Below are 19,771 nucleotides of genomic sequence, written 5' to 3'. Positions count from 1 at the left end.
ATGCGAGAACTATTCGAATCGACTATCGAGCGCCTGCTCGCTGATCTGGCGACACTTGAATACGTACAAGGCTGCGAAGGCGGCGAGTGGCCTGCGCAGCTTTGGGCAGCGGTGGAAGAGTCCGGGTTTGCGCTGGCTGCTGTTCCAGAATCCCTTGGCGGAGCACAAGCGGGATGGGGTGATGTGTATGTCTTGGCACGCGCTGCTGGACGGTACGCCGCGCCTGTGCCGCTGGGCGAAGCGCTATTGGCCAACTGGTTGCTGGGTAAGGCCGGGCTTGAGCCGAGGACCGCGGCCATCAGTTTTTCAGCCAATGCGCAGCTGAGTCTGAATGGAGGGGTGGTACACGGCACCGTGCGGGACGTGCCGTGGGGTCGTCATGTCGAGACGCTGGTCGCTGTAGCCGATGCGACTAGCGAGACGCCCAGCGTCGTGCTGCTGTCGGTAGCCAGCGCGGCCGGTCAGACGCTTAGCTTGAACGTCGCGGGAGAGCCTCGCGACTCCCTGCATTTCGACAATGCTCATGTATTGGCTTGCGCTCCGTTGCCTGGCGAGCTGTCCGCCGATGTGCTGCTTTTGGGTGGCGCCATGCTGCGCTCGGCGCAGATTGCTGGTGCTTTGCATACGCTGCTGGATATGACATCGAGCTACGCCACTGAGCGCTCACAGTTCGGGCGGCCAATTGGTGCATTCCAGGCCATTCAACAGCAGCTTGCGGTATTCGCCGAACAGACGGCAGCCGCGAACGTCGCTGCCGAGGCAGCCTTTGCTGAGTCGGATGCCGCACTTGCGGGGCTGACCATTGCGGCTGCGAAGGTCAGCTGTGCCGAGGCGGCCAGCGCTGGCGCAGGCATTGCCCATTCGGTGCACGGTGCCATCGGCTTTACCCAGGAATATTCGCTGCATCTGTTTTCCCGCCGGCTGTGGGCCTGGCGCAGCGAGTTCGGCTCGGCCAGCGTCTGGAGCCAGCGCATCGGCCAGCTGGTCTTCTCATCAGGTAGTGGAGGCTATTGGCCGCTGATCACTGGCCATGCCAGCCAGTCGCTCTCAACCCTTGCGGAGAAACCACTATGAGTACATTCCTGCAAATCGAGCGTGATGGCGGCATCGTCACCGTTCGCATGAACCATCCCGAAACCCGCAATGCATTGACTTCCCCCGAACAGATTCAGGAGTTCGTCGATCTCTGTGCTCAGTTGCGCAGCGACCGCACGGCGCGGGTAATGGTGTTGACCGGTAATGGCAGTGCATTCTGCGCCGGTGGCAACGTCAAGGACATGCGCGACCGCGCGGGTATCTTTGCCGGTTCGCCGTATGAGCTGCGCAACACCTATCGTGACGGTATTCAAAGGATCCCGATCGCGTTGTATGAGCTAGACATTCCCATAATCGCTGCGGTCAACGGCCCGGCGATCGGTGCGGGCCTCGATTTGGCCTGTATGTGCGACATCCGTCTGGCTGCGAGCTCGGCGCTGTTTGCTGAGAGCTTCGTGCGCCTTGGCATCGTTCCGGGAGATGGCGGCGCCTGGTTGCTGCCGCGAATCATCGGAATCCCCAAGGCCAGCCTGATGGCGTTCACCGGCGACACCATCAATGCTGCGAAGGCATTGGAGTGGGGTTTGGTGGAGCAAGTCTGCACACATGAAACGCTGCAGGCGGAAGCGCAGGCGTTGGCTCAGCGGATCGCCGCCAATCCTGGGCATGCGCTACGGCTGTGCAAGCGCCTATTGCGCGAAGGCCAGCATATGCGACTCGACTCATTGCTGGAGCTATCCGCGGCGTACCAATCCTTGGCGCATCACACAGAGGATCATCATGAAGCGGTGGCTGCCTTCGTCGAGAAGCGTAACCCTGACTACCTGGATCGATAATTAGCGCCTGTGCAGAAGCAACGAAGAATTTAGGAGTAGTAATGATGCGTGGAGTTTTCCGCGAAGATCACAATATGTTCCGCGAAATGGCCCGGCGTTTCGTTGATCGCGAAATCGTACCGAACCTGCATGAGTGGGAAAAGAACGGCATCGTGCCCAAGGAGGTCTGGCTCAAGGCCGGCGAATTGGGGTTGCTCTGTTCGACCGTGCCTGAAGAATACGGTGGATCCGGTGGCGACTTCGGCCACTCCGCCGTAATGATCGAGGAGCTTGCGCGGGCCAATGCGACCGCCGTCGGGTTTACCACTCATTCGGAAATCGTCGCGCCCTACATCGTCGCTTATGGCAGTGAAGAGCAGAAGCACAAGTGGCTTCCGCGCATGGTCAGCGGTGAGCTGATCGGCGTAATCGCCATGAGCGAACCGGGCATCGGCAGCGATCTGCGTTCGATGCGCACACTGGCCCGACGTGATGGCGATGACTACATCGTTTCCGGACAGAAAACCTTCATTACCAACGGCAGCAATGCCGGGTTGATTGTTACGGCAACCAAGCTCGATCCAGCCGCTAAAGAGCTGACGCTGATCTGTATCGAAGAAGAGCGCGAGGGGTTTTCCAAAGGGCGTCGGTTGGAAAAGATCGGTCTCAAAGGACAAGACACCGCCGAGTTGTTCTTCGATGAAGTGCGCGTGCCGGCAGGTAATCGCTTGGGCGAGGAGGGCAAGGGCTTCAAGTACCTCACCCATCAACTTGCCTGGGAGCGGCTGATCATCGCGATTCGCGCAGCGCAGTCAATCGATACGCTGCTGCAAGAAACCATTGACTACACGCGCGAGCGCAAAGTGTTCGGCAAGCCGGTGTTGGATTTCCAGAACACACGCTTCAAACTGGCGGAGGCCAAGGCGCAGGCGACCATGCTGCGTGTATTCGTTGATGATTGTTTGGAAAAGGTCATGCGTGGCGAGCTTGCACCTGACGTCGCAGCCATGGCGAAACTGCTGGGTTCCGAAATGCAGGGCAAATTGCTCGATGAGTTCCTTCAGCTTCATGGCGGCTATGGATTCATGAGCGAATACAAGATTAGCCGTGCCTGGGTCGATGCCCGAGTGGCGCGTATATATGGCGGTACCTCGGAAATCATGAAAGAAATTATTGGCCGCGCTTTGTGACATTTCCAAATGCCAGCCAGCGGGACCTAGGAGAATGACACCCATGGGCTTCTATCGAGTCTTTCTTGCTTTGTGCCTGAGTGCGGTTTCGTTGCTGAGCGTTGCCCAGCCCGTCAGTCAGGCGGACGACTACAGCGCTGAGGCCGAACGCGCCAAGGCGCTGTTGGGCAAATCCGTGACGGCTTACCAGGCGGAAGGCGACAAAGCGTTGGCCAAGTTCAGCCGACAAGGCGATTACATCGATGGTGAGCTCTACATCTATGTTGTCGATACCTCCGGGGTGATGCTCGCCAGTGGTGGCCCTTCCGCAACGCTGATCGGCAAGCAGGTCACCAATGTTCTGGATGAAGACCTGAAGGCTGCGTTCGAAGCCGCATTGAAGGAGCCCGAAGACGGCACGGTGCGCAGCGCGGATTACCGTTGGTGGAACTGGCAGCATGGCAAGGTCGAACGCAAAAAGGTTTTCTACCAGCGAGTTGGCGACCGCATCATTTCGGTCGGCTACTACATGCCTCGCTCCAGCAGTGAAGCGGCAAAGGAACTGCTTAAAAAAGTCGCCAACGAAGTAGCAGCTGATCCGAAGACGGTCTTTGGCCGAATCAACAAGCAAGACAAGGCGCTGAGCCAGGATGACCTCTACGCATTCGTCGTTGATTTGAACACCAAGAAGTTTATTGCCCATGGCTTCATACGACGCTTGGTAGGCACCGACTTCCAGGCGTTACGTTCCGCCGACGGCCAGCCGATAGGCAAACGGATGCTGCAGGCGATGGCGCAGGGCGATACCGGGGAAGTCTCCTATATATGGCGCAACCCTGTAACCGGCCAAACCGAGTACAAGAAGACCTTTTTGGAAAAGGTTGATCACTATGCCGTCGCGGTAGGTTCGTATGAAAAGTCGATGAAGCTGGATCGACAGGCAGACGGCCGACGCGAGGCCAGGATGGCAGAGGGGGCGGACCGATGACCGATCTGGTATTGCTTCACGGCGGGCAGCACGGGTCTTGGTGCTGGAAGTTTTTTGTCGACGCGATCAAGCAGCGCGAGGCGTTGTTCGAGCGGGTCATCTGTCTTGATATGCCAGGTTGCGGCACGAAGCGTGGCCGGGATGTATCGACGCTGACCTTTGGCGACATCATCAAGGAACTCAACGACGAGCTGAGAGCTGCGAATGTTCGCGACGCCGTGCTGCTCGGCCACTCGATTGCAGGTGTTCTGTTGCCAATGATGGCCACTGAGGACCAGTCGCTCTACTCGCGGCTTGTCTACCTCGCAACGGCGGTACCGGCCGAAGGTCAATCGATCATGGAGCTGCTCGGATCGTCCTTGCATGGCCAGAACCCGGAAGAGGTTGGCTGGCCGCTGAATCCTGTTACTACCGCGCCAGTTGACATGCAGAAAGCAATGTTTGGTGCTGACATGAGCGACGCGCAGCTTACCTGGTTGCTGGGGGAAGCAGCCGCCGACGTTACGCCTCCTGCAATAGCCACCCAGCCGGCGGCCCGAGAAGGCTACGCAAACGCCGTACCTTCGGTTTACATCCTGACAGCCAGGGATGGCATTTTGCCGCCCGCATGGCAGCGCAAGTTCGCTGAAAGATTAGGCTGTGAGGACCTCATCGAAATTGATACGCCACATGAACCGTTTGTAACTGACCCTGAACTACTGGGCGCTACGCTGGCGGAATGGATGATTAGTCGACGATCCTGATTGTGGGCTTAGTGATCGTTTTCGCTGGTCCCGCTTAGCCGTGACCCGCTAGAGCAGCGGCATTAGTTATACCCTTGTGCTGATAACGCCTAAAAAGCTCCGAGTGGTAGTGGCGCTAGGGCCTGCTAAAGCCTATCTTGAGACTTGGACATTCACCCACGCACAGAATAAAAAGGGGCATGAGCCATGAAAATTTTGCGTATTGCGATATTTAGCACTTTCTGCTTTTTTGTCACTTCGTCTCAGGTAGGCCAGCAAGCGCATACGTCCGTTGAGATAACGGCGGGTGTTGAATGTTCGAACGGGCACCCATGCTTTTATGCATTACCTCCAGTAGTGTCCCTTTCAGGCCTGCTTTTCTAGTAGCTCGCACATGGCGAGCAAACACGTTCCTAGCGCTGGAAGTCGAGTGGTATGGCGTAGTGATGCTGAGCCCTCGGCTAGGATCGAACTAAGCTTCGCTCAGGCACTTATGCCGGAGCTTGCCATTGACGTAGTCGATAAACGCATTCTGTATGAGCTTGCCGGGCTGAATTAGCTCTCGCTTTCTGTCGCGCTGATTAGACCGTTGATCGAGTGACTTGCCGGTAAACTCAGCCTTGGTCGGTGCGCCATCGGGTCACCGTGAAACACCTCCAATAGTCGTTGCTGCATTAGACAATCGACCGGTTGCTGGTCATTGTCGTGGGGCTTGGGCCAGGGGCGCTGGTCACAGATGGGGATCAGTGTCGTGGAAGTGCGGGACTGGTTGGGCGACATCTATGACCAGCTGTCGCGAAGCAATAATGTCACATCCGTTTGTCTCCTATCGATCAGCCCGCTTAACCCATGATTGAGCGCTCTGCAATGGGTATTGCGTGACGTTCGCCAGCCCAAGTGCGGCGTTATCGAGTTACTGAGGTCACCGGATGACCGCGCCACGCAGTTCGAACGAAACCGCACCGAGCTTGCGAACTTCCTGCGCAGCCGCCGTGAACGCATTACGGCTGAGGAGGTTGGCCTGCCGTCGGGCGGCAGGCGCCGTACACTGGGCCTTCGACGCGAAGAGGGTGGCCGCGCTCGCAGGGGTAGGGTTGTCCAGGTACACCTGGCTTGAGCAGGGAGGGATATCGGTGTATCGGTGACGTTTCTCGAGAACCTGGCCCGGACGCTCAAGCTCGATGCGACAGAAGGTCGCCATCTGTTTCTGCTGGCCCATCAGCGTCTGCCGCCAGAGCCGGCAAGACCTGGTGCGTGGTTCCGCCCCTGGTGCATCGGTTGATGGCCGATCTGCCGTTGCCCGGCCTACGTGCTGAACCTGCGGTGGGACGTTCTGGCGTGGAATGCTGCGGCGGATCGCCTGCTTGGTTTCTCGAGCTTTCCGGCCGAGCACCGCAACCTGCTCTGGCTGCTGTTTACCGCGCCTTCGATGCGCGCCCTGTTCGATCCCTGGCAGGATCAGGCGCTGCAGATCCTGTCGAGCTTTCGCCGCGACTTCGTCAGGGCTCCGCTCGATCCGGACATCGGCACCCTGGTCAAGGCTCTGGAAAAGATTGATACCGACTTAGGGCCTGGTGGCGCCAGCAGGATATCCACGGCCCTTGTCAGGGGGTCGGTATCTGAGCGTTCCCGAGGTTGGCCCGGTCGTCTTCGACCATACGTCCCTGACGATCAACGTCGACCGTGACCTGCGGCTGATTTATTACGCGGCGAGGGGAGGGCAAGCCGCGATCCGGAAGTTCAATAATAGCTGGTCGACGTCAGCAGTATGAGGAATGAGCCGCTCCCCCAATGACCGGGCCCCGCGAGCGATCGAGGTGCTAGGAGACTGTCCGCGCTGAATCTGCAGCGTCTTTCCTCTGCTGATGAAATGATGCTCTCGCTTCAGTCCCCAAGCGCATTGAGATAGCCAATCAGGGCGCGCGGAATCTCCTGTAGCCAGATCCGCTCCAGGCTTTCGTTCGTCTCAGGAGCCGAATGGAACATCCCGGATGGTATGGATAACAGAACCGCACTATAGGCGCGCAAATCTTCGGCACTTGCGTCGGGCAACCTCATGTGGAGAACCTTTTCGTAGATGGAACGCACTGCGGCGCGAAGCGCTGGCGAATGAAGCTGCCGATCGCCTAGGGTCGGGCTGAGCAGCAACTGGATATCCCGGTGACGAGCAATGTATTCAAGAAAGGGAACGATGAGCCGTTCCACCATCTGCGCTGTAGAAAGGCGCTTCCAGACGTGATCGTCGATCTGCTCCAGTCGCTTGGTGATGGTACACAGCGCGTCGGTGTGACGCTGATTGAGGGCGGCGAGGACGCTGTGCTTGTCGGGGAAGAAGTGATAGAGCGAGCCAATGGAGGTGCCCGACTCCTTGGCGAGACGATGCATCGTCAGGCCCGCTTCGCCATCGCGCTGCAACACCTTCGCGCAGGCATCCAGAATGGCGGCGACACGCTCGTGTCCACGGTCCTGCTGTGGCTTGCGGGGCGTCCGGCCTGCTTTCACAGATGGACGCGTGGTGGGCGCTAGTTCTGGGGTCATGGCCTGAATGCTAGCGGAACGCAGCGAAGAGTGCAGTAATACTAGACAGAAACTTCTAGTTAAGTAACATGCGCAGCTTCATCCCAGATCGACTCGCATGGCCCAGCCCCAGTATTTGAAGCCCAATCCGAATTGGGAGCCTCACGAGCGACCATCTATGCCGGGTTCGCCGTCGACGCCATTGCACAGCAATCCGGTCAGGCTCGCCTATGCGCTCGTCGCCATGCTGGTTGGCATCACCGGCGGCCTGGGCAATGCGTTGTTTAGCGCCAATCTCGCCGCCATCCAGGGGGAGCTGGGGCTGACGCCCGAGCAGGGCGCCTGGCTGCCCGCCGCCTACCTGATGGTCAACGTTTCCACTAATCTCCTGCTGATCAAGTTTCGGCAGCAATACGGATTGCGCCGTTTCGCGGAGATCGGCCTGACGATCTACGCGCTCGTGACCGTTACTCATATCTTCGTCGAAGGCTTCGGCATGGCCGTATTCGTTCGGGCGGTCAGCGGTTTCGCCGGTGCCACGGTCAGCACCCTGGCCGTGCTCTACATGCTGCAGGCGTTTCGCAAGGCCGACATGCCCAAGGGGCTGATCATCGGCATCGGCATATCCCAACTGGCGACGCCGCTGGCCTGGCTGCTGTCCCCGGCCTTGCTGGATTTGGGGGAGTGGCATCGCCTGTACGTATTGGAGGCGGGCCTCGCGCTGTGCTCGCTGGCGGCGGTGGTGGTGCTCAAGCTGCCGCCGGGCGAACACATCAAGGCATTCGAACCGCTGGATTTTCTCACGTTCCTCCTCATCGCTCCGGCGCTGGCGCTGTTCGCCGCCGTGCTGGCCCAGGGGCGGGTGCAGTGGTGGTTCGAGCAGCCCTGGATCGCCTATGCGCTGATCGCCGGGCTGGTGCTGATGATCGCCGCCCTGACGATCGAGCATCATCGGAAACATCCGCTGGTGCAGACGCGCTGGCTGGGTATGGCCGACACCCTGCGTTTCGCCGTCGGCGCGATCGCCCTGCGCTTCGTCCTGGCAGAGCAGAACTACGGCGCGGTCGGGTTGCTGCAGACGCTCGGCATGGGGGCCGATCAGTTGCGGGGGCTCTATACCGTGATGCTGATCGGCCTGGTGCTCGGCATCGTCGTCAGTGCGCTGACCTTCGGCCCCAGAACCATCGTCGCGCAGATCGTCCTGTCCATCGTATTGATCGCGACGGGCAGCTTTCTGGATACCGATGCCACCAACCTGACCCGCCCCCACGACATGTTTCTCAGCCAGGGCATGCTGTCCTTCGCCGGCGGCCTGTTCATGGGGCCGCTGATGTTGACGGGGGTCATGAAGGCGCTGAAGAACGGGCCGAATTATCTGGTGAGCTTCGCCGTGCTGTTCTCGATTACCCAGAGCCTCGGCGGTCTCGCCGGCCCCGCGGTATTCGGCACCTTCCAGGTGGTGCGTGAGAAGACCCACTCCAGTTATCTGACCGAACAGATCAACCCGGCCGACCCGATCGTGGCGCAGCGCCTGCAACTGCAGGGGCAACTCTATGCGCCGCTGATTAGCGATCCGCTGCTGAGGCAGGCGCAGGGTTCCGCACAGTTGAGCCAGGTGGTGCGCCGCGAAGCCAACGTGCTGGCCTTCAATGATGTGTTCCGCCTGATCGGGCTGGTGGCCATCAGCGTACTGAGCTGGTCGCTCTTCCACATTCTGCGCGCGGCCCGGCAAAAGAAGCGCGAGAGCCTGGCCAGCGTGACTCCCCCTACCGATATCCAAGATACCTGAGCCATGACCGACGAAAAGAAGCCCCGCGAAGATCTGCCCGCTACCCCGGCCGTGGAGGAATCCGCCGCGCCGGCCGATGCCGGGCCGGTCGAGAGCGAGCCGCCGAAGACGATCAGGCCCAGGGCCCGCACCGTGGTTCTGATGCTGGGCGTCGCCCTGGTCGGGATTCTCGCAATACTCTACGCCTGGCGGCTGCCGCCGTTTACCAGCGGCATCGTCACCACGGAAAACGCCTATGTCCGGGGCCAGATCACCGTGCTGGCACCGCAGGTCAACGGCTATGTCTCTGAAGTCCTGGTCGAGGATTTCCAAACGGTGGAGCAGGGACAGGCGCTGATCCGGATCGACGACCGCATCTATCGGCAGAAGGTGGCGCAGGCCAGGGCGGAGCTGGCCGCGCGCCAATTCGAACTGGATAACGTGGTGCAGACGCAGGCCTCCGATCAGGCGACGCTGGCTTCCCGACGCGCCGAAATCGGCGCGGCGAAAGCTGAGTTTGACCGTGCGCGGGCCGATGAACTGCGCGTCAACGAGCTGTCCGAGCGGGGCTCAGTTTCGGTTCGCGAGCGCGACCAGATTCGCGCCACCGCGCGCTCGGCCGCCGCCAATGTGAAGCGCTCGGAAGCCGCGATCCAGATCGCCGAGGAAAGCCTCAAGGCCACCGGCGTCTCCAAGGGCGGGCTCCAGGCCCAGGTTGCGCTGGCCGAAGCGTCCCTGCGCCTGGCCGAAATCGATCTCGCCAACACCCTGATCAAGGCGCCGAGAGGCGGCCAGGTCAGCCAGGTCACGGTGCGCCTCGGACAGTACGTCTCGGCGGGTTCGCAACTGCTCTACCTGGTTCCGCAGCAACTCTGGATCATCGCCAATTACAAGGAAACCCAGATCTACCACATGCGCGTAGGCCAGCCGGTCACCTTCGACATCGATGCGCTGGACGGCGCCTCGCTCAGCGGACGGGTCGAGCGGCTGGCGCCTGCCACCGGTTCGGAGTTCAGCGTGCTGGCGCCCGACAACGCCACCGGCAACTTCACCAAGGTGGTTCAGCGGCTGCCGGTGCGCATCGCCATCGATGCCGAGCAGCCGCTGGCCGAGCGCCTGCGTCCGGGCCTCTCGGTGGTCGTCCATGTCGATACCAGCGCCGATGACGAGGAGGGCGTGCAATGACGCGGCCCGACAGGGTCAGCCGGGCGTTGTCCCCCCTGCTGCTGGCCATGGCCCTGACCGCTTGCGCGCCGGCTCGGCAGGCGATACCGCCGGCGGCGCAGGTCGAGGTGCCGGGTGCCTGGCGCGACGGCACGGCAGCCAGGTCGGCCATCCAACTGCGCTGGTGGCAGGGTTTCGCCGATCCGCAACTGAACCGCCTGATCGAAACCGCACTGGCCTCGAACACCGACATCCTCACGGCGATGTCCCGGGTCGACGAGGCGCGCGAGCAGGTTCGGCTGGCGCGCTCGTCCCTGCTGCCCAGGGTCGATGCCGTGATTGGCGGGCAGCGCGTCCGTGATCTCGGCACGTCGGGAATCCAGCACACCACGGCCTTTCAGCCGGAGTTGCAGGTATCCTACGAGGTAGATGTCTGGGGCCGTCTGGGCAAGCTGCGGGAAGCGGCCGAGCTGGGTTACCAGGCCAGCGAAGCGGATCACGACGCGGTGCGCCTCGCGGTGGTCAGCACCCTGGCCAGGGCCTACATCTCACTGCTATCGCTGGACTACCAGTTGCAGGTGACCCGCCAGACCGCCGAATCCCGCCAGGAGGCTCTGCGCATCGCCGGCGACCGGGCGAGCCTCGGCTACACCTCGCAACTGGAGCTGACCCAGGCGCAGTCTGAATACGAGGCCGCCGCACAACTTATTCCCGAACTGGAACAGGCGATCCGCCAGCAGGAGAATGCCATCCGTCTGCTGACCGGCACGCTGCCCGGTGCGGTCACGCGCGGCAGCCATTTCGACACCATCGCCCTCCCAGCAGTGCCCGCGGCTCTGCCGTCGGAGCTGTTGCGGCGCCGGCCCGACATCCGTCAGGCCGAACTGCTGTTGGCCGCGAGCGATCTCAGCCTCGACGCCGAGCGTGATCGTTTTCTGCCGCAGGTTCAGCTTTCCGCGAACATCGGCCAGTTGTTCGTCAACGCGCTGGACTACGATCCAGAGCGGGTCTGGGGGCTGGGCGGCAGCGTACTGGCGCCTTTGTTCAATGGCCGACGGCTGGAAGCGGGGGTTGCGATCGCTACCGCTCAGCGCGATCAGGCCGCTTACCGTTATCGAGCCTCTGCGCTGAACGCCTTCAGCGAAGTAGAGAGCGCCCTTTCCGGCATCCACCAGTTCGCCGCCCAGGCAGAGCGCGTCGAGGCGCGGCGCGAGATTCTGGCGCGGTCGCTGGAAATCGCCCGCGACCGCTACCGCGGTGGCTACTCCTCCTACCTCGAAGAACTCGACGCCCAGCGCAACCTGTTCAACACCGAACTGGCGGTGATCCAGATCGAAGAAAACCGCATCGGCAACCTGATCAACCTCTACCAGGCGCTGGGGGGGGGCTGGCAGGCGGATGCGATCCACGCGAGCGAGGAGCACCCCGTTCCTTTGAAACATATTAAGAGGGATCATTGATGAAATACCGCACCCAACTCCGGCCAGGCCTGCTGGTCATGCTGCTGGTCGCTTGTGCCGCGGCAGAAGCCGATACGCTGTCGATCAAGGCGGAAAACGACATCATCTCCTCGGGAAGCGATGGTCATTACAGCAACGGGCTGGAAGTAATCTGGGGCTTCGAGCCCGAACAGGATCACTGGAGCCGTAGTCTCGCAGATCTCCTGCCGGGCTGGTCGGGCAGTGCGGTGGACAATGTCGCCTATCGCTTTGGCCATCAGATCTATACCCCTGAGGAAATCGAAAACAATGGACTGATCGAGGACGACCGTCCGTATGCGGGACTGATGTTCGCCGGGGTGTCGATGTTCTCCGACACCCCGCACGAGGGCTGGCGTTCGGCCGAGGAATTGCACCTTGACGTCGGCATCGTCGGCCCGGCTGCGGGCGGCAAGCGATTGCAGCGCGCCGTGCACAAGGCCACCGGCAGCGACGAGCCCAACGGCTGGGAACATCAATTGGAGAACGAGCCCTTCGTCAATCTGGCCTATCAGCACCGCTGGTGGCTGCAGAAGCGCATGGGCGGGCTGGAGCTGGAATACGGCCCCAGCCTGGGCTTCTCGCTCGGCAATCTGTACACCTACGCATCGACAGGCCTGGGGGCGCGGCTCGGGCAGAACCTGCAGCGTAGCTTCAGCATTCCTTCGGTCACTCCTGGGCAAAGCGGCAACCAGTTCTTCCACGCGGGCAGCGGGTTCGGTTGGTACGGCTTCGCCAATCTCGAGGGACGCTACATGGCGCAGAACATGCTCCTCGACGGCAACACCTTCGAGGACAGCCATTCGGTGGATCGCCGCGAATGGGTCGGCGACGCCACGCTCGGCGGCGTGCTGACCTGGAGCCGCTGGCAACTGGCGTTCGCCAGCGTCTGGCGCACCCGCGAGTTCGAGGGACAACAGGAGCACGACCAGTTCGGCTCGATCACGCTCTCGACCTGGTTGTAATGCTGACGAGGGGCTCTGCGCGGCCCAAGCAAACCATCTCAACAGGAAGAAACTGGAAATGGATGAATTGAATGTAATGATTTCCATACTGCTGGTGGCGTTCCTGACGATGACTGTCGGGTTCGCCGCGCGCGAGAGGAACTGGGGGGTTGCATTGATCGGACTGGGCGTCGTCGGTGTGTTTTCGGTGCTGGGATACAAGATGTACATCACTTTCGGCGGTGCGTGACAGGCTCCGTATTCTTGGCGGCCGAAAAAGCCATGCATGGCGCCGGTACTGCGAGTGCCGGTGGCCGCTTCCTTTTTCGCATTCGAGTTCCTCAGTTTGAATCGTCAACCAGCTCCGCTCCGCGGACAGTTATATGGCTCCATCCTCCGGCGGGGAGCGTTCCTCGTGCTTCTGCTGCTGATGCTGAGCGGTTGCGCCGGGGTCAAGGTGTCCGCCCTCGAAACCAGGGACTACATCTCCCTGCGCCGCGGGGATGTGCTGAGCACAGGGCAACTCAGCTCTTCGGTGGGGACCGCGCTGCAGGTGGTCGGCATCGGCCAGGACGAATGCAAGGCAGCCGCTGCCGTCTGCCTTCGAACGCTGGGCGAGTCGAAAGCGCTGGGCGACGAGCAACGGCTGTCGGTATTGGCCGAACTCTGGCTGCAGGAAGCGTTGCGGCTGGATCGATCGGCGCAGACCGATGCGCAGACCGACGCCATGCTGGATGCTTACCTGGAAAGCGCCCGGCACGCTTACGCTTACCTGTTCATGACCGAGCGCACGGTGGGGCAGAGGGCCCTGGACGATAGGCAGACCCAGGTGCGCGACTATTACAACTTCTCCGTGCAAAAGGCGTTGACTGGGCTCTTTGCGCGCTATCAAGGCAACCCGCCACAGGCTGGCGAAGGCCAGGGCAACTTCGTGCTGCATAGCGGCCGCTGGCAGATTCAGGGTACGGTGGGCGATGTCCGTCTGGCTGGCGGCCGGGACCTGCCGGAGGCGCTGATTCCAGCGGCTTCGCTTTCCTTTAAGGGCTTGCGTAACCAGTATCGGCGGGACGGGTTGGGAGCAGAACTGGTCGCCATGACTGACCGCAGAGTGGTGAGAAAGGACAGTGCGGAGCTGGCCTGGAGCGAGACGCCGTTCCCGGCCGTCACTGCAGTGGCGAGTTTTCCAGGAGCGACCCTGGACGAGGTTCTGAGCACGCAAAGGGTGCATATCGTCGGCTACGACCCATTTCGCCAGGACAGCATCACGATGGCCGGGCGAGAGATCCCACTGGCGGCTAGCTTCACCTCTGGCTACGGGCTCTGGCTGGCTCGTTCGGGATTTGCCTCCCAGTCATTGCTGACACTAGTGGGCAAGGGCGAGGTACTGGAAAAGCCACACGTCTATCTGATGCAGCCCTACGATCCGAACCGCCGCATCATCATCATGCTGCATGGCCTGGCCAGCAGTCCGGAAGCCTGGATCAATGTCGCCAACGAGGTGCTGGGCGACGAAGCCCTGCGGCAAAACTACCAGATCTGGCAAGTCTATTACCCGACAAACGCCCCGCTGGCATTCAACAACAAGGCGATCCGTACGGCCCTTGAGCAGACCCTTGAGCACTTCGATCCGAGCGGAACGGCCCAGGCCTCTCGGGATATGGTGGTAATCGGGCATAGCATGGGTGGGGTGCTGTCGCGGTTGATGCTGTCGTCTTCCGGAGATCGTCTGTGGGACGCCCTGCTTGAGAGGTATCCGCTTCAGGGGCGTAGGCTCGAGCGGGTGCAGAAGGAGGTCGGCCCCTATGTGAGGTTCGAGCCCTTGCCCGATGTCAGCCGCGCGATCTTCGTCGCGGCCCCGCACCGCGGCACGCCATTCGCCGAGAACCGCATTTCCCGCTGGGCCGCTGGCCTCGTCAAGCTGCCGGCCTCGGTGCTTGGGCGGATCACCGATGTTGCGCAATTGCTGATCGTCCCGGGCTCGGCCAATGCCGAGGTGTTGACCCGGCCACTCAACAGCATCGACAATCTCAGCAGCAACGACCCCTTTGTCAGGCTGAGCGCCGACCTGCCCATCTCGCCTGCGGTGCGCTACCACTCGATCATCGGCAACTACACCCCCGCGTTGTCACTGCTGGATTCCAGCGATGGTGTGGTGCCGTATTCCAGTGCCCATCTGGCCGCGGCAGAGTCGGAAATCGTGATTCCTTTCGGCCACAGCGTGCAGGAGACGCCCGAGGCCATCATGGAAATCCGCCGCATTCTGCACGTTCATCTGCACGAGTCCGACGGCGACCGGTTCGCGGGACCGGTACCATGACCCTGCGTGTTTTCCTGCAGGTGCTGGCTTCGCTGGCAATGCTGCTGGCGACAGCCTGGGGGGGCATGGCGCTGTGGTATCAGTTGCCGATGATGGCTGCGGGCAAGAGCGCGTCGATAGCCCTGTGGTGCATCCTCGCCTCGGCGCTGCTCATCGCGCTCTGGCGGCTTCGGCCCTGGATTGCGATTTGCGGCTACCTGTCGCTGTTCGCGCTGTTGCAGGTTTGGTGGAACTCCCTAGAGCCCTCGAACCATCGGGTCTGGACCGATGATCTGATGGGAATGACCCACGGACGTGCGGAGGGCAGTCAGGTAACCTTGCACAACGTGCGCAATTTCGACTGGCGCAGCGACGAGGACTATGACCCACGTTGGGAAACCCGCCGCTACGATCTGGATCAGCTGACGTCGGTCGATTTGGCGACCTCTTACTGGGGGATGCCGGCCATCGCTCACGTTCTGGTCTCGTTCGGCTTCGATGATGGCCAGTTCGTGGTATTCACGGTGGAAATCCGCAAAGAGCGTGGCGAAAGCTATTCGGAAATTGGCGGCTTCTTCAAACAGTTCGAACTGAGCATCGTTGCCGCCGACGAGCGAGACGCGTTGCGGGTGCGCACCAACGTTCGCAACGAAGATGTCTATCTGTATCGGGTAAATATGTCCGAAGAGGCGATGCGGGCGCTCTTCCTGTCCTACATCCAGCAGACAAATCAGTTGCAGGAAGAACCTCGTTTCTACAACACCATTACCGCCAACTGCACCACCATCGTCTTCGAGATGATGCGTCAGATCGCCCAGGGGTTGCCGATGGATTATCGATTGCTGCTGACGGGTTATTTGCCAGGTTACGTACGGGATGTCGCCGGCCTCAAGGCAAACCTCGGCCTAGAGGAACTGCAACGGCGTGGGAGAATAACCGAGCGGGCCCGGCAGGCCGGTGATCATCCGCAGTTTTCCCAATTGATCCGTCGTGGTGTGCCCGGCTGGGAAGAGACGGCTGGAGAAACCGTATCGACTCAGTGATTGTTGCGTTGCGGCGGCGTTGCCGAACTCGACTGGCATTGATGCGCGGGGCGTAGCGCTGCTGAATGACCGAACTATCAATGGTGGCTTGCCGCAAGCATCTGCTCCGCAATTGCACTCAGGCGATCGTTGACACTGTGCTCATAGCTGGATTGCATCGGGCCGAACAATTTCCGGTGCATTTACTTCATTGAGATGAGGTGCGCAAAGCCAATTAACCAATACGTTTTTACATTCTTTAATACATATGTCGGTACATATTGATGAGTTTGAAAATATTAGAGTCTCGCGTCTAATATTTCGAACTTTGCAGGTTATGGAGATTCCAAGCCATTAGTTACAATCCAACCATGAAGAGAGAGGGTGATCAAATGGCAATGCGGACCAGTAACCTATTTTTGAACGCCTCTGTAATCGGGGTTCTATCCGTTCCATTTTGTGCTGTAGCGGCTACGCCTTCGGACCCTATTTCCACATTCGGTATATCCGGGAGCTACAATGAATACGAGCTGGAGTCGGACATAGACCCGATCGATGGAGAGGACGAAAATCTTCCCAAGGGTGGGCTCTTCTATAGTTTCGGCAACAAGATGACGGGCGAAAGCGGGTTGGTCTATGAGGCCGGCGTGGCCGCAAAATACGGCGAGAAGGATGATAGCGAATTGCTGGAAGGCCAGTTCGATGTTGATCTGGGACTTCGGGCGGCGCTGCAGGGAGACAACTACGTCGATGTCATCGTCGGCGGCGGTTATGCCTGGTCGCGCTTCGAGCCCGATGGAAGCTCCGACGTGGAGTTGACCACCAAAGGCCCATTCGCCAAAGCCGCGGTCGGTTACAACCACAAGTTCAGCAGCACTACGATGCGCTTCGAGGCGGGGGCTCGCTATACCATCGATGGCGAGACGAAACTGGACGTGGATGACGTTGGCGGTGATACGGTCGACCTGGAAGATCGCGCCCACCCATACGCGGAGCTGAGTTTCCTGTGGAACCAAGGATACCGCGGCTTGCCGGTCATGGCCTCGGTCTATTACACCCAAACGCGCTATGAACTCGATGACGCCTATGATGTAGCCGGAGACACCGAACTGAAAAACGACGAGATCGGCTTCAAACTCGGCTTGGCATTCTGACGCCGTTGCGCTGGGATGAGGCAACGCTTGAACGTGGCTTGATCCGATTTCACGGTTTATCGAGCGGCACTGTCGAGCCTTAAGCCGGGACAAAGCGTTTCCTTCGTGGCTCGGCGTAGTGGCATCAGCCCCAACCAGTTGTTGCACTGGCGCAAGTTCTACCAGTACGGCAGCCTGTCGGCAGTCAGTGCCGGCGAGGCTGTGGTGCCGCTTCGGGGCTGGCGATGCGATGAAGCGGATCCGCGAATTACAACGCATGTTGGCAATAAACCAGATGTCATTGGATTCGTACGAGGCGGCCGGCATGCGGCGGTGATCTACAGCATGCTGCTCACCGCTAAGCTCAACGGCCTGAACCCCGATGCCTGGCTCAAGGAAACCTTGGAAAAACTGCACACCTGGCCGCACAGCCGGCTCGATGAGCTGCTGCTGCTGCGAAGTTCGGTGTAAGGCACAAGGTGGGTTGGACGCTTACCATTGGGGATTGTGACTCCGCTTCCTGGTTGCCCAAGGAGCGTTATCAACTGTCGAATGTCATGGACATCCTTCGCAATTGAAAGAGTTACTCCCAGCCTATCGCCTATCGCCTATCGCCTGAAGGTGAAAAGGCGCTCGTTGTAGGAAAAATCCAGGATTTCCACAATCCTTACTTTTGGACTCCATTTCCCTATCTTACTGGAGACTGGTCAATGAAAATGAACACCATCGAACGCCCGCTATCGCGAGCCCATTTTTCCAGGCTGGCGACTGTTGCGCTGGGAGGTCTGCTGCTGGTTGGTTGTGCCGGAAATCCGCCGAACGAACAATTCGCTGTAACCGAATCTGCAGTTCTTAGCGCCGTAAGCGCCGGCGGTACCGAGTACGCAGCGGTCGAAATGCGTGCCGCGAGGGAAAAATGGAAGCAAGCCGAACTGGCCATGCAACAGGAAAATTACGACGAAGCGCGCAAACTGGCCGAACAAGCCGAGTGGGACGCTCGCGTTGCCGAGCGCAAGGCCCAGGCAGCCAAGGCGAAGAAGGCCGTAGAGGATGCCAACCAGGGGATCCAGGAGTTGCGTGAAGAAAGCATGCGCGGCCAGTGATCACCACGTTCAACCCCAACGCCTTTAATGCAGGATGATTCGCTATGAATAAACTTTTGCCCCTTTCTACCGTGCTGGCCATGACCATCGGCTTGGCAGCCTGTTCTTCTCAACCCAACCAGAACCTCGAGCAAGCGCGCGCGCAATATTCGCAGCTGCAAGCCGATGCGCGTTCGAGCGAGCTCGCCGCGCTTGAAACCGAAGATGCTGGCAAAATACTGGATATGGCCAACACAGCCTATATGGGTGACGCAGACGAGGAAAAGGTGGATCAGCTGGCCTATTTGGCCAAGCGTCGTATCGAGCTTGCCGAACAGACTATAGCCCTACGCACCGCCGAGCAGGAAATCGAGAAGGCGTCAGCCAAGCGAGCTGAAGCCCAACTCGAATCGCGTGAGCAGCAACTCAAGCGTCAGCAGGACGAGATCCGCAAGTTGCAGCAGGATCTGTAAGCTTAACAGACCGCGCGTGGCACGCTGGGTCACCTTTGGACGTGCTGTTCGATTTGAACAAGGCGTAACTTAAGGCTGCCGGCGTGGGTGGAACCCAGAAGTGCGCCAGGTTCTGAACCAGAAAATACGGAAACCTGAAGGCTGGGGGGGGTTACAAGTAGCCTGGTCCGATAGAGGGCCGGTTACGATAATCCTTGGATAAATGACTGAAAGCATGATCGTAATGGCCGCTGTGACGCCGGACTTACTCGATAGCTGCCTGCTGGGTGCGGACATATCTCAGTTTAGACCGCATCCACGGTCTCGATTGGTCATCTCAGCGCTCTCACCATAGCACCGACGCCAAAGCGGGCTCTCTGCATTCGGATCTGCCGCGACACCGGCACGTCTCGCCCGCTCATCATCGTGAGGGTGGCGAATATAGGAGACCGTCACGGCGCGCCTGTAGCGTAAGCGTATGCCGGACTCACCTTGCATGATTCAGGCCTGGATCTATTTATGCGGCAGCAATTGGCTTTCTCACTCACCCGCTGCGTTGGCAGCCGCGTAAGTACGTCCTTCAGGTAGGCGTACGGATCATGCCCATTTATCCGCGCCGACTGGATCAGGCTCATGATTGCCTCCGCTCGTTTGCTGCTGCGCAGTGACCCGGCAAACCGCCAGTTCGAGCGCCCAAGTGCCTACGGCCGGATCTGGTTCTCGACCGCCGCGCGCCAGCCAGATCCCTACGCAGTCATGCACCAGAACATTCATGCGGTCGGCGCGGCGATTGGCAAAGAGATAGGTGCAGTGCGGCTTCGCCGCACCGAATACCGCCACTACACGGGCCAACGCGATCTTGGTGCCGGCGCGTATGGCCATCGGCTCGGTGGCAATCCAGACGCTATCAATGCGAATCACTGGCCGAGCCCATGGACGGACAAAACGGGCGCAGCGTTCAGGATCGGGGGTTGGCCATTTCACCGTGACCGATTGCTCGCCAAGCGGTAACTCAATAGTCACCGATGCTTCAGCTGGCCGGGCGGGCGCAGCCCTCACTGGCACGAAAGCCGGCAAAGGAGCGGGTAGTAGATCTCGATAAAGCGGTAGCCACTTGCATTGACGTTGGCGTTGATGCCGTGGCTGATGGCAAAGCTGCAGACGGTTGCACCGGGTTGCAGGCATT

Annotated in this window: 16 protein-coding genes and 6 pseudogenes; 18 read left to right on the top strand and 4 right to left on the bottom strand. The window is 60.2% G+C overall.

What is annotated here, in order from left to right:
* Genes NA619_RS11615 through NA619_RS11595 form a run of 5 tightly spaced genes read left to right on the top strand, consistent with a single transcriptional unit; the run spans position 1 to position 4,750 of the window.
* A complete protein-coding gene (locus NA619_RS11615; protein ID WP_255962026.1) occupies positions 1 to 1,074 on the top strand; it encodes an acyl-CoA dehydrogenase family protein in 1,074 nt (357 codons plus the stop codon).
* Positions 1,071 to 1,871: a crotonase/enoyl-CoA hydratase family protein gene (locus NA619_RS11610; protein ID WP_255962024.1), complete on the top strand. Its 801-nt coding sequence runs from the start codon at positions 1,071 to 1,073 to the stop codon at positions 1,869 to 1,871. Before NA619_RS11615 ends, NA619_RS11610 begins: the two co-directional genes overlap by 4 nt.
* 44 nt (positions 1,872 to 1,915) lie before the next feature.
* Complete coding sequence (locus NA619_RS11605; RefSeq protein WP_255962153.1) at positions 1,916 to 3,040, top strand: acyl-CoA dehydrogenase family protein; 1,125 nt, start codon at positions 1,916 to 1,918, stop codon at positions 3,038 to 3,040.
* Positions 3,041 to 3,083: 43 nt separating this feature from the next.
* Entirely contained in the window at positions 3,084 to 4,007 is a 924-nt protein-coding gene (locus NA619_RS11600; protein ID WP_255962023.1) for a cache domain-containing protein, read from the top strand.
* Positions 4,004 to 4,750 carry an alpha/beta fold hydrolase gene (locus NA619_RS11595; RefSeq protein ID WP_255962022.1) on the top strand — a complete coding sequence of 249 codons (747 nt, stop codon included), beginning with the start codon at positions 4,004 to 4,006 and terminating at the stop codon, positions 4,748 to 4,750. Before NA619_RS11600 ends, NA619_RS11595 begins: the two co-directional genes overlap by 4 nt.
* 457 nt (positions 4,751 to 5,207) lie before the next feature.
* Here the strand turns inward: NA619_RS11595 and NA619_RS11590 are convergent.
* A pseudogene (locus tag NA619_RS11590) lies at positions 5,208 to 5,361 on the bottom strand (IS3 family transposase); the annotation flags it as partial.
* 297 nt (positions 5,362 to 5,658) lie between these two features.
* Between NA619_RS11590 and NA619_RS11585 the strand changes: the two are divergent.
* A pseudogene (locus NA619_RS11585) lies at positions 5,659 to 6,501 on the top strand (helix-turn-helix transcriptional regulator).
* A 112-nt stretch (positions 6,502 to 6,613) separates the two neighbouring features.
* Here the strand turns inward: NA619_RS11585 and NA619_RS11580 are convergent.
* Complete coding sequence (locus NA619_RS11580; RefSeq protein ID WP_044316090.1) at positions 6,614 to 7,267, bottom strand: TetR/AcrR family transcriptional regulator; 654 nt, start codon at positions 7,265 to 7,267, stop codon at positions 6,614 to 6,616.
* A 157-nt stretch (positions 7,268 to 7,424) separates the two neighbouring features.
* Between NA619_RS11580 and NA619_RS11575 the strand changes: the two genes are divergently transcribed.
* From NA619_RS11575 to NA619_RS11520, 12 genes and pseudogenes are all read left to right on the top strand, one after another.
* The gene (locus NA619_RS11575; RefSeq protein WP_255962021.1) at positions 7,425 to 9,035 is read left to right on the top strand and encodes an MFS transporter; all 1,611 of its coding nucleotides are present in this window, start codon (positions 7,425 to 7,427) and stop codon (positions 9,033 to 9,035) included.
* Between the two features lie 3 nt (positions 9,036 to 9,038).
* Complete coding sequence (locus NA619_RS11570) at positions 9,039 to 10,199, top strand: HlyD family secretion protein (protein ID WP_255962020.1); 1,161 nt, start codon at positions 9,039 to 9,041, stop codon at positions 10,197 to 10,199.
* Positions 10,196 to 11,638, top strand: coding sequence for an efflux transporter outer membrane subunit (locus NA619_RS11565; protein WP_255962019.1), 1,443 nt, complete (start codon positions 10,196 to 10,198; stop codon positions 11,636 to 11,638). Before NA619_RS11570 ends, NA619_RS11565 begins: the two co-directional genes overlap by 4 nt.
* Positions 11,638 to 12,621, top strand: a complete 984-nt coding sequence (locus tag NA619_RS11560; protein ID WP_042928803.1) for a lipid A deacylase LpxR family protein — start codon at positions 11,638 to 11,640, stop codon at positions 12,619 to 12,621. Before NA619_RS11565 ends, NA619_RS11560 begins: the two co-directional genes overlap by 1 nt.
* Before the next feature lie 58 nt (positions 12,622 to 12,679).
* Positions 12,680 to 12,850: a hypothetical protein gene (locus NA619_RS11555; RefSeq protein ID WP_042928804.1), complete on the top strand. Its 171-nt coding sequence runs from the start codon at positions 12,680 to 12,682 to the stop codon at positions 12,848 to 12,850.
* 165 nt (positions 12,851 to 13,015) lie between these two features.
* Complete coding sequence (locus NA619_RS11550) at positions 13,016 to 14,917, top strand: esterase/lipase family protein (RefSeq protein ID WP_255962017.1); 1,902 nt, start codon at positions 13,016 to 13,018, stop codon at positions 14,915 to 14,917.
* Positions 14,914 to 15,939 (top strand): DUF4105 domain-containing protein, encoded by a 1,026-nt coding sequence (locus tag NA619_RS11545; protein WP_255962016.1) that lies wholly within the window; start codon positions 14,914 to 14,916, stop codon positions 15,937 to 15,939. The genes NA619_RS11550 and NA619_RS11545 overlap by 4 nt, the downstream gene beginning before the upstream one ends.
* Before the next feature lie 377 nt (positions 15,940 to 16,316).
* Positions 16,317 to 17,072 carry an outer membrane beta-barrel protein gene (locus NA619_RS11540; RefSeq protein WP_255962152.1) on the top strand — a complete coding sequence of 252 codons (756 nt, stop codon included), beginning with the start codon at positions 16,317 to 16,319 and terminating at the stop codon, positions 17,070 to 17,072.
* 75 nt (positions 17,073 to 17,147) lie between these two features.
* Positions 17,148 to 17,349 (top strand): annotated as a pseudogene (locus tag NA619_RS11535) (transposase); the annotation flags it as partial.
* A gap of 47 nt (positions 17,350 to 17,396) precedes the next feature.
* Complete coding sequence (locus tag NA619_RS11530; RefSeq protein WP_423836824.1) at positions 17,397 to 17,522, top strand: transposase domain-containing protein; 126 nt, start codon at positions 17,397 to 17,399, stop codon at positions 17,520 to 17,522.
* A 239-nt stretch (positions 17,523 to 17,761) separates the two neighbouring features.
* Positions 17,762 to 18,154, top strand: coding sequence for a DUF4398 domain-containing protein (locus NA619_RS11525; RefSeq protein ID WP_255962015.1), 393 nt, complete (start codon positions 17,762 to 17,764; stop codon positions 18,152 to 18,154).
* 44 nt (positions 18,155 to 18,198) lie between these two features.
* Positions 18,199 to 18,671, top strand: a pseudogene (locus tag NA619_RS11520) (DUF4398 domain-containing protein); the annotation flags it as partial.
* Positions 18,672 to 19,098: 427 nt separating this feature from the next.
* Here the strand turns inward: NA619_RS11520 and NA619_RS11515 are convergent.
* Both NA619_RS11515 and NA619_RS11510 read right to left on the bottom strand, forming a co-directional pair.
* Positions 19,099 to 19,310: pseudogene (locus NA619_RS11515) on the bottom strand (transposase domain-containing protein); the annotation flags it as partial.
* A 19-nt stretch (positions 19,311 to 19,329) separates the two neighbouring features.
* Positions 19,330 to 19,770, bottom strand: a pseudogene (locus NA619_RS11510) (hypothetical protein); the annotation flags it as partial.
* Position 19,771 lies beyond the last annotated feature (1 nt).

This window comes from Stutzerimonas stutzeri, from assembly GCF_024448895.1.
Lineage (GTDB): Bacteria > Pseudomonadota > Gammaproteobacteria > Pseudomonadales > Pseudomonadaceae > Stutzerimonas > Stutzerimonas stutzeri_Q.
The sequence above is the reverse complement of the archived record's forward strand: the minus strand, read 5'-3'. Positions and strand labels throughout refer to the sequence as shown.

Bases quoted from the DNA above. Each gene is read 5' to 3' on its own strand.
- NA619_RS11540 (WP_255962152.1), top strand. From the start codon at position 16,317: ATGCGGACCAGTAACCTATTTTTGAACGCCTCTGTAATCGGGGTTCTA.
- NA619_RS11615 (WP_255962026.1), top strand. From the start codon at position 1: ATGCGAGAACTATTCGAATCGACTATCGAGCGCCTGCTCGCTGATCTG.
- NA619_RS11580 (WP_044316090.1), bottom strand. From the start codon at position 7,267: ATGACCCCAGAACTAGCGCCCACCACGCGTCCATCTGTGAAAGCAGGC.
- NA619_RS11565 (WP_255962019.1), top strand. From the start codon at position 10,196: ATGACGCGGCCCGACAGGGTCAGCCGGGCGTTGTCCCCCCTGCTGCTG.
- NA619_RS11545 (WP_255962016.1), top strand. From the start codon at position 14,914: ATGACCCTGCGTGTTTTCCTGCAGGTGCTGGCTTCGCTGGCAATGCTG.
- NA619_RS11525 (WP_255962015.1), top strand. From the start codon at position 17,762: ATGAAAATGAACACCATCGAACGCCCGCTATCGCGAGCCCATTTTTCC.
- NA619_RS11595 (WP_255962022.1), top strand. From the start codon at position 4,004: ATGACCGATCTGGTATTGCTTCACGGCGGGCAGCACGGGTCTTGGTGC.
- NA619_RS11605 (WP_255962153.1), top strand. From the start codon at position 1,916: ATGCGTGGAGTTTTCCGCGAAGATCACAATATGTTCCGCGAAATGGCC.
- NA619_RS11575 (WP_255962021.1), top strand. From the start codon at position 7,425: ATGCCGGGTTCGCCGTCGACGCCATTGCACAGCAATCCGGTCAGGCTC.
- NA619_RS11570 (WP_255962020.1), top strand. From the start codon at position 9,039: ATGACCGACGAAAAGAAGCCCCGCGAAGATCTGCCCGCTACCCCGGCC.
- NA619_RS11530 (WP_423836824.1), top strand. From the start codon at position 17,397: ATGCTGCTCACCGCTAAGCTCAACGGCCTGAACCCCGATGCCTGGCTC.
- NA619_RS11600 (WP_255962023.1), top strand. From the start codon at position 3,084: ATGGGCTTCTATCGAGTCTTTCTTGCTTTGTGCCTGAGTGCGGTTTCG.
- NA619_RS11560 (WP_042928803.1), top strand. From the start codon at position 11,638: ATGAAATACCGCACCCAACTCCGGCCAGGCCTGCTGGTCATGCTGCTG.
- NA619_RS11610 (WP_255962024.1), top strand. From the start codon at position 1,071: ATGAGTACATTCCTGCAAATCGAGCGTGATGGCGGCATCGTCACCGTT.
- NA619_RS11555 (WP_042928804.1), top strand. From the start codon at position 12,680: ATGGATGAATTGAATGTAATGATTTCCATACTGCTGGTGGCGTTCCTG.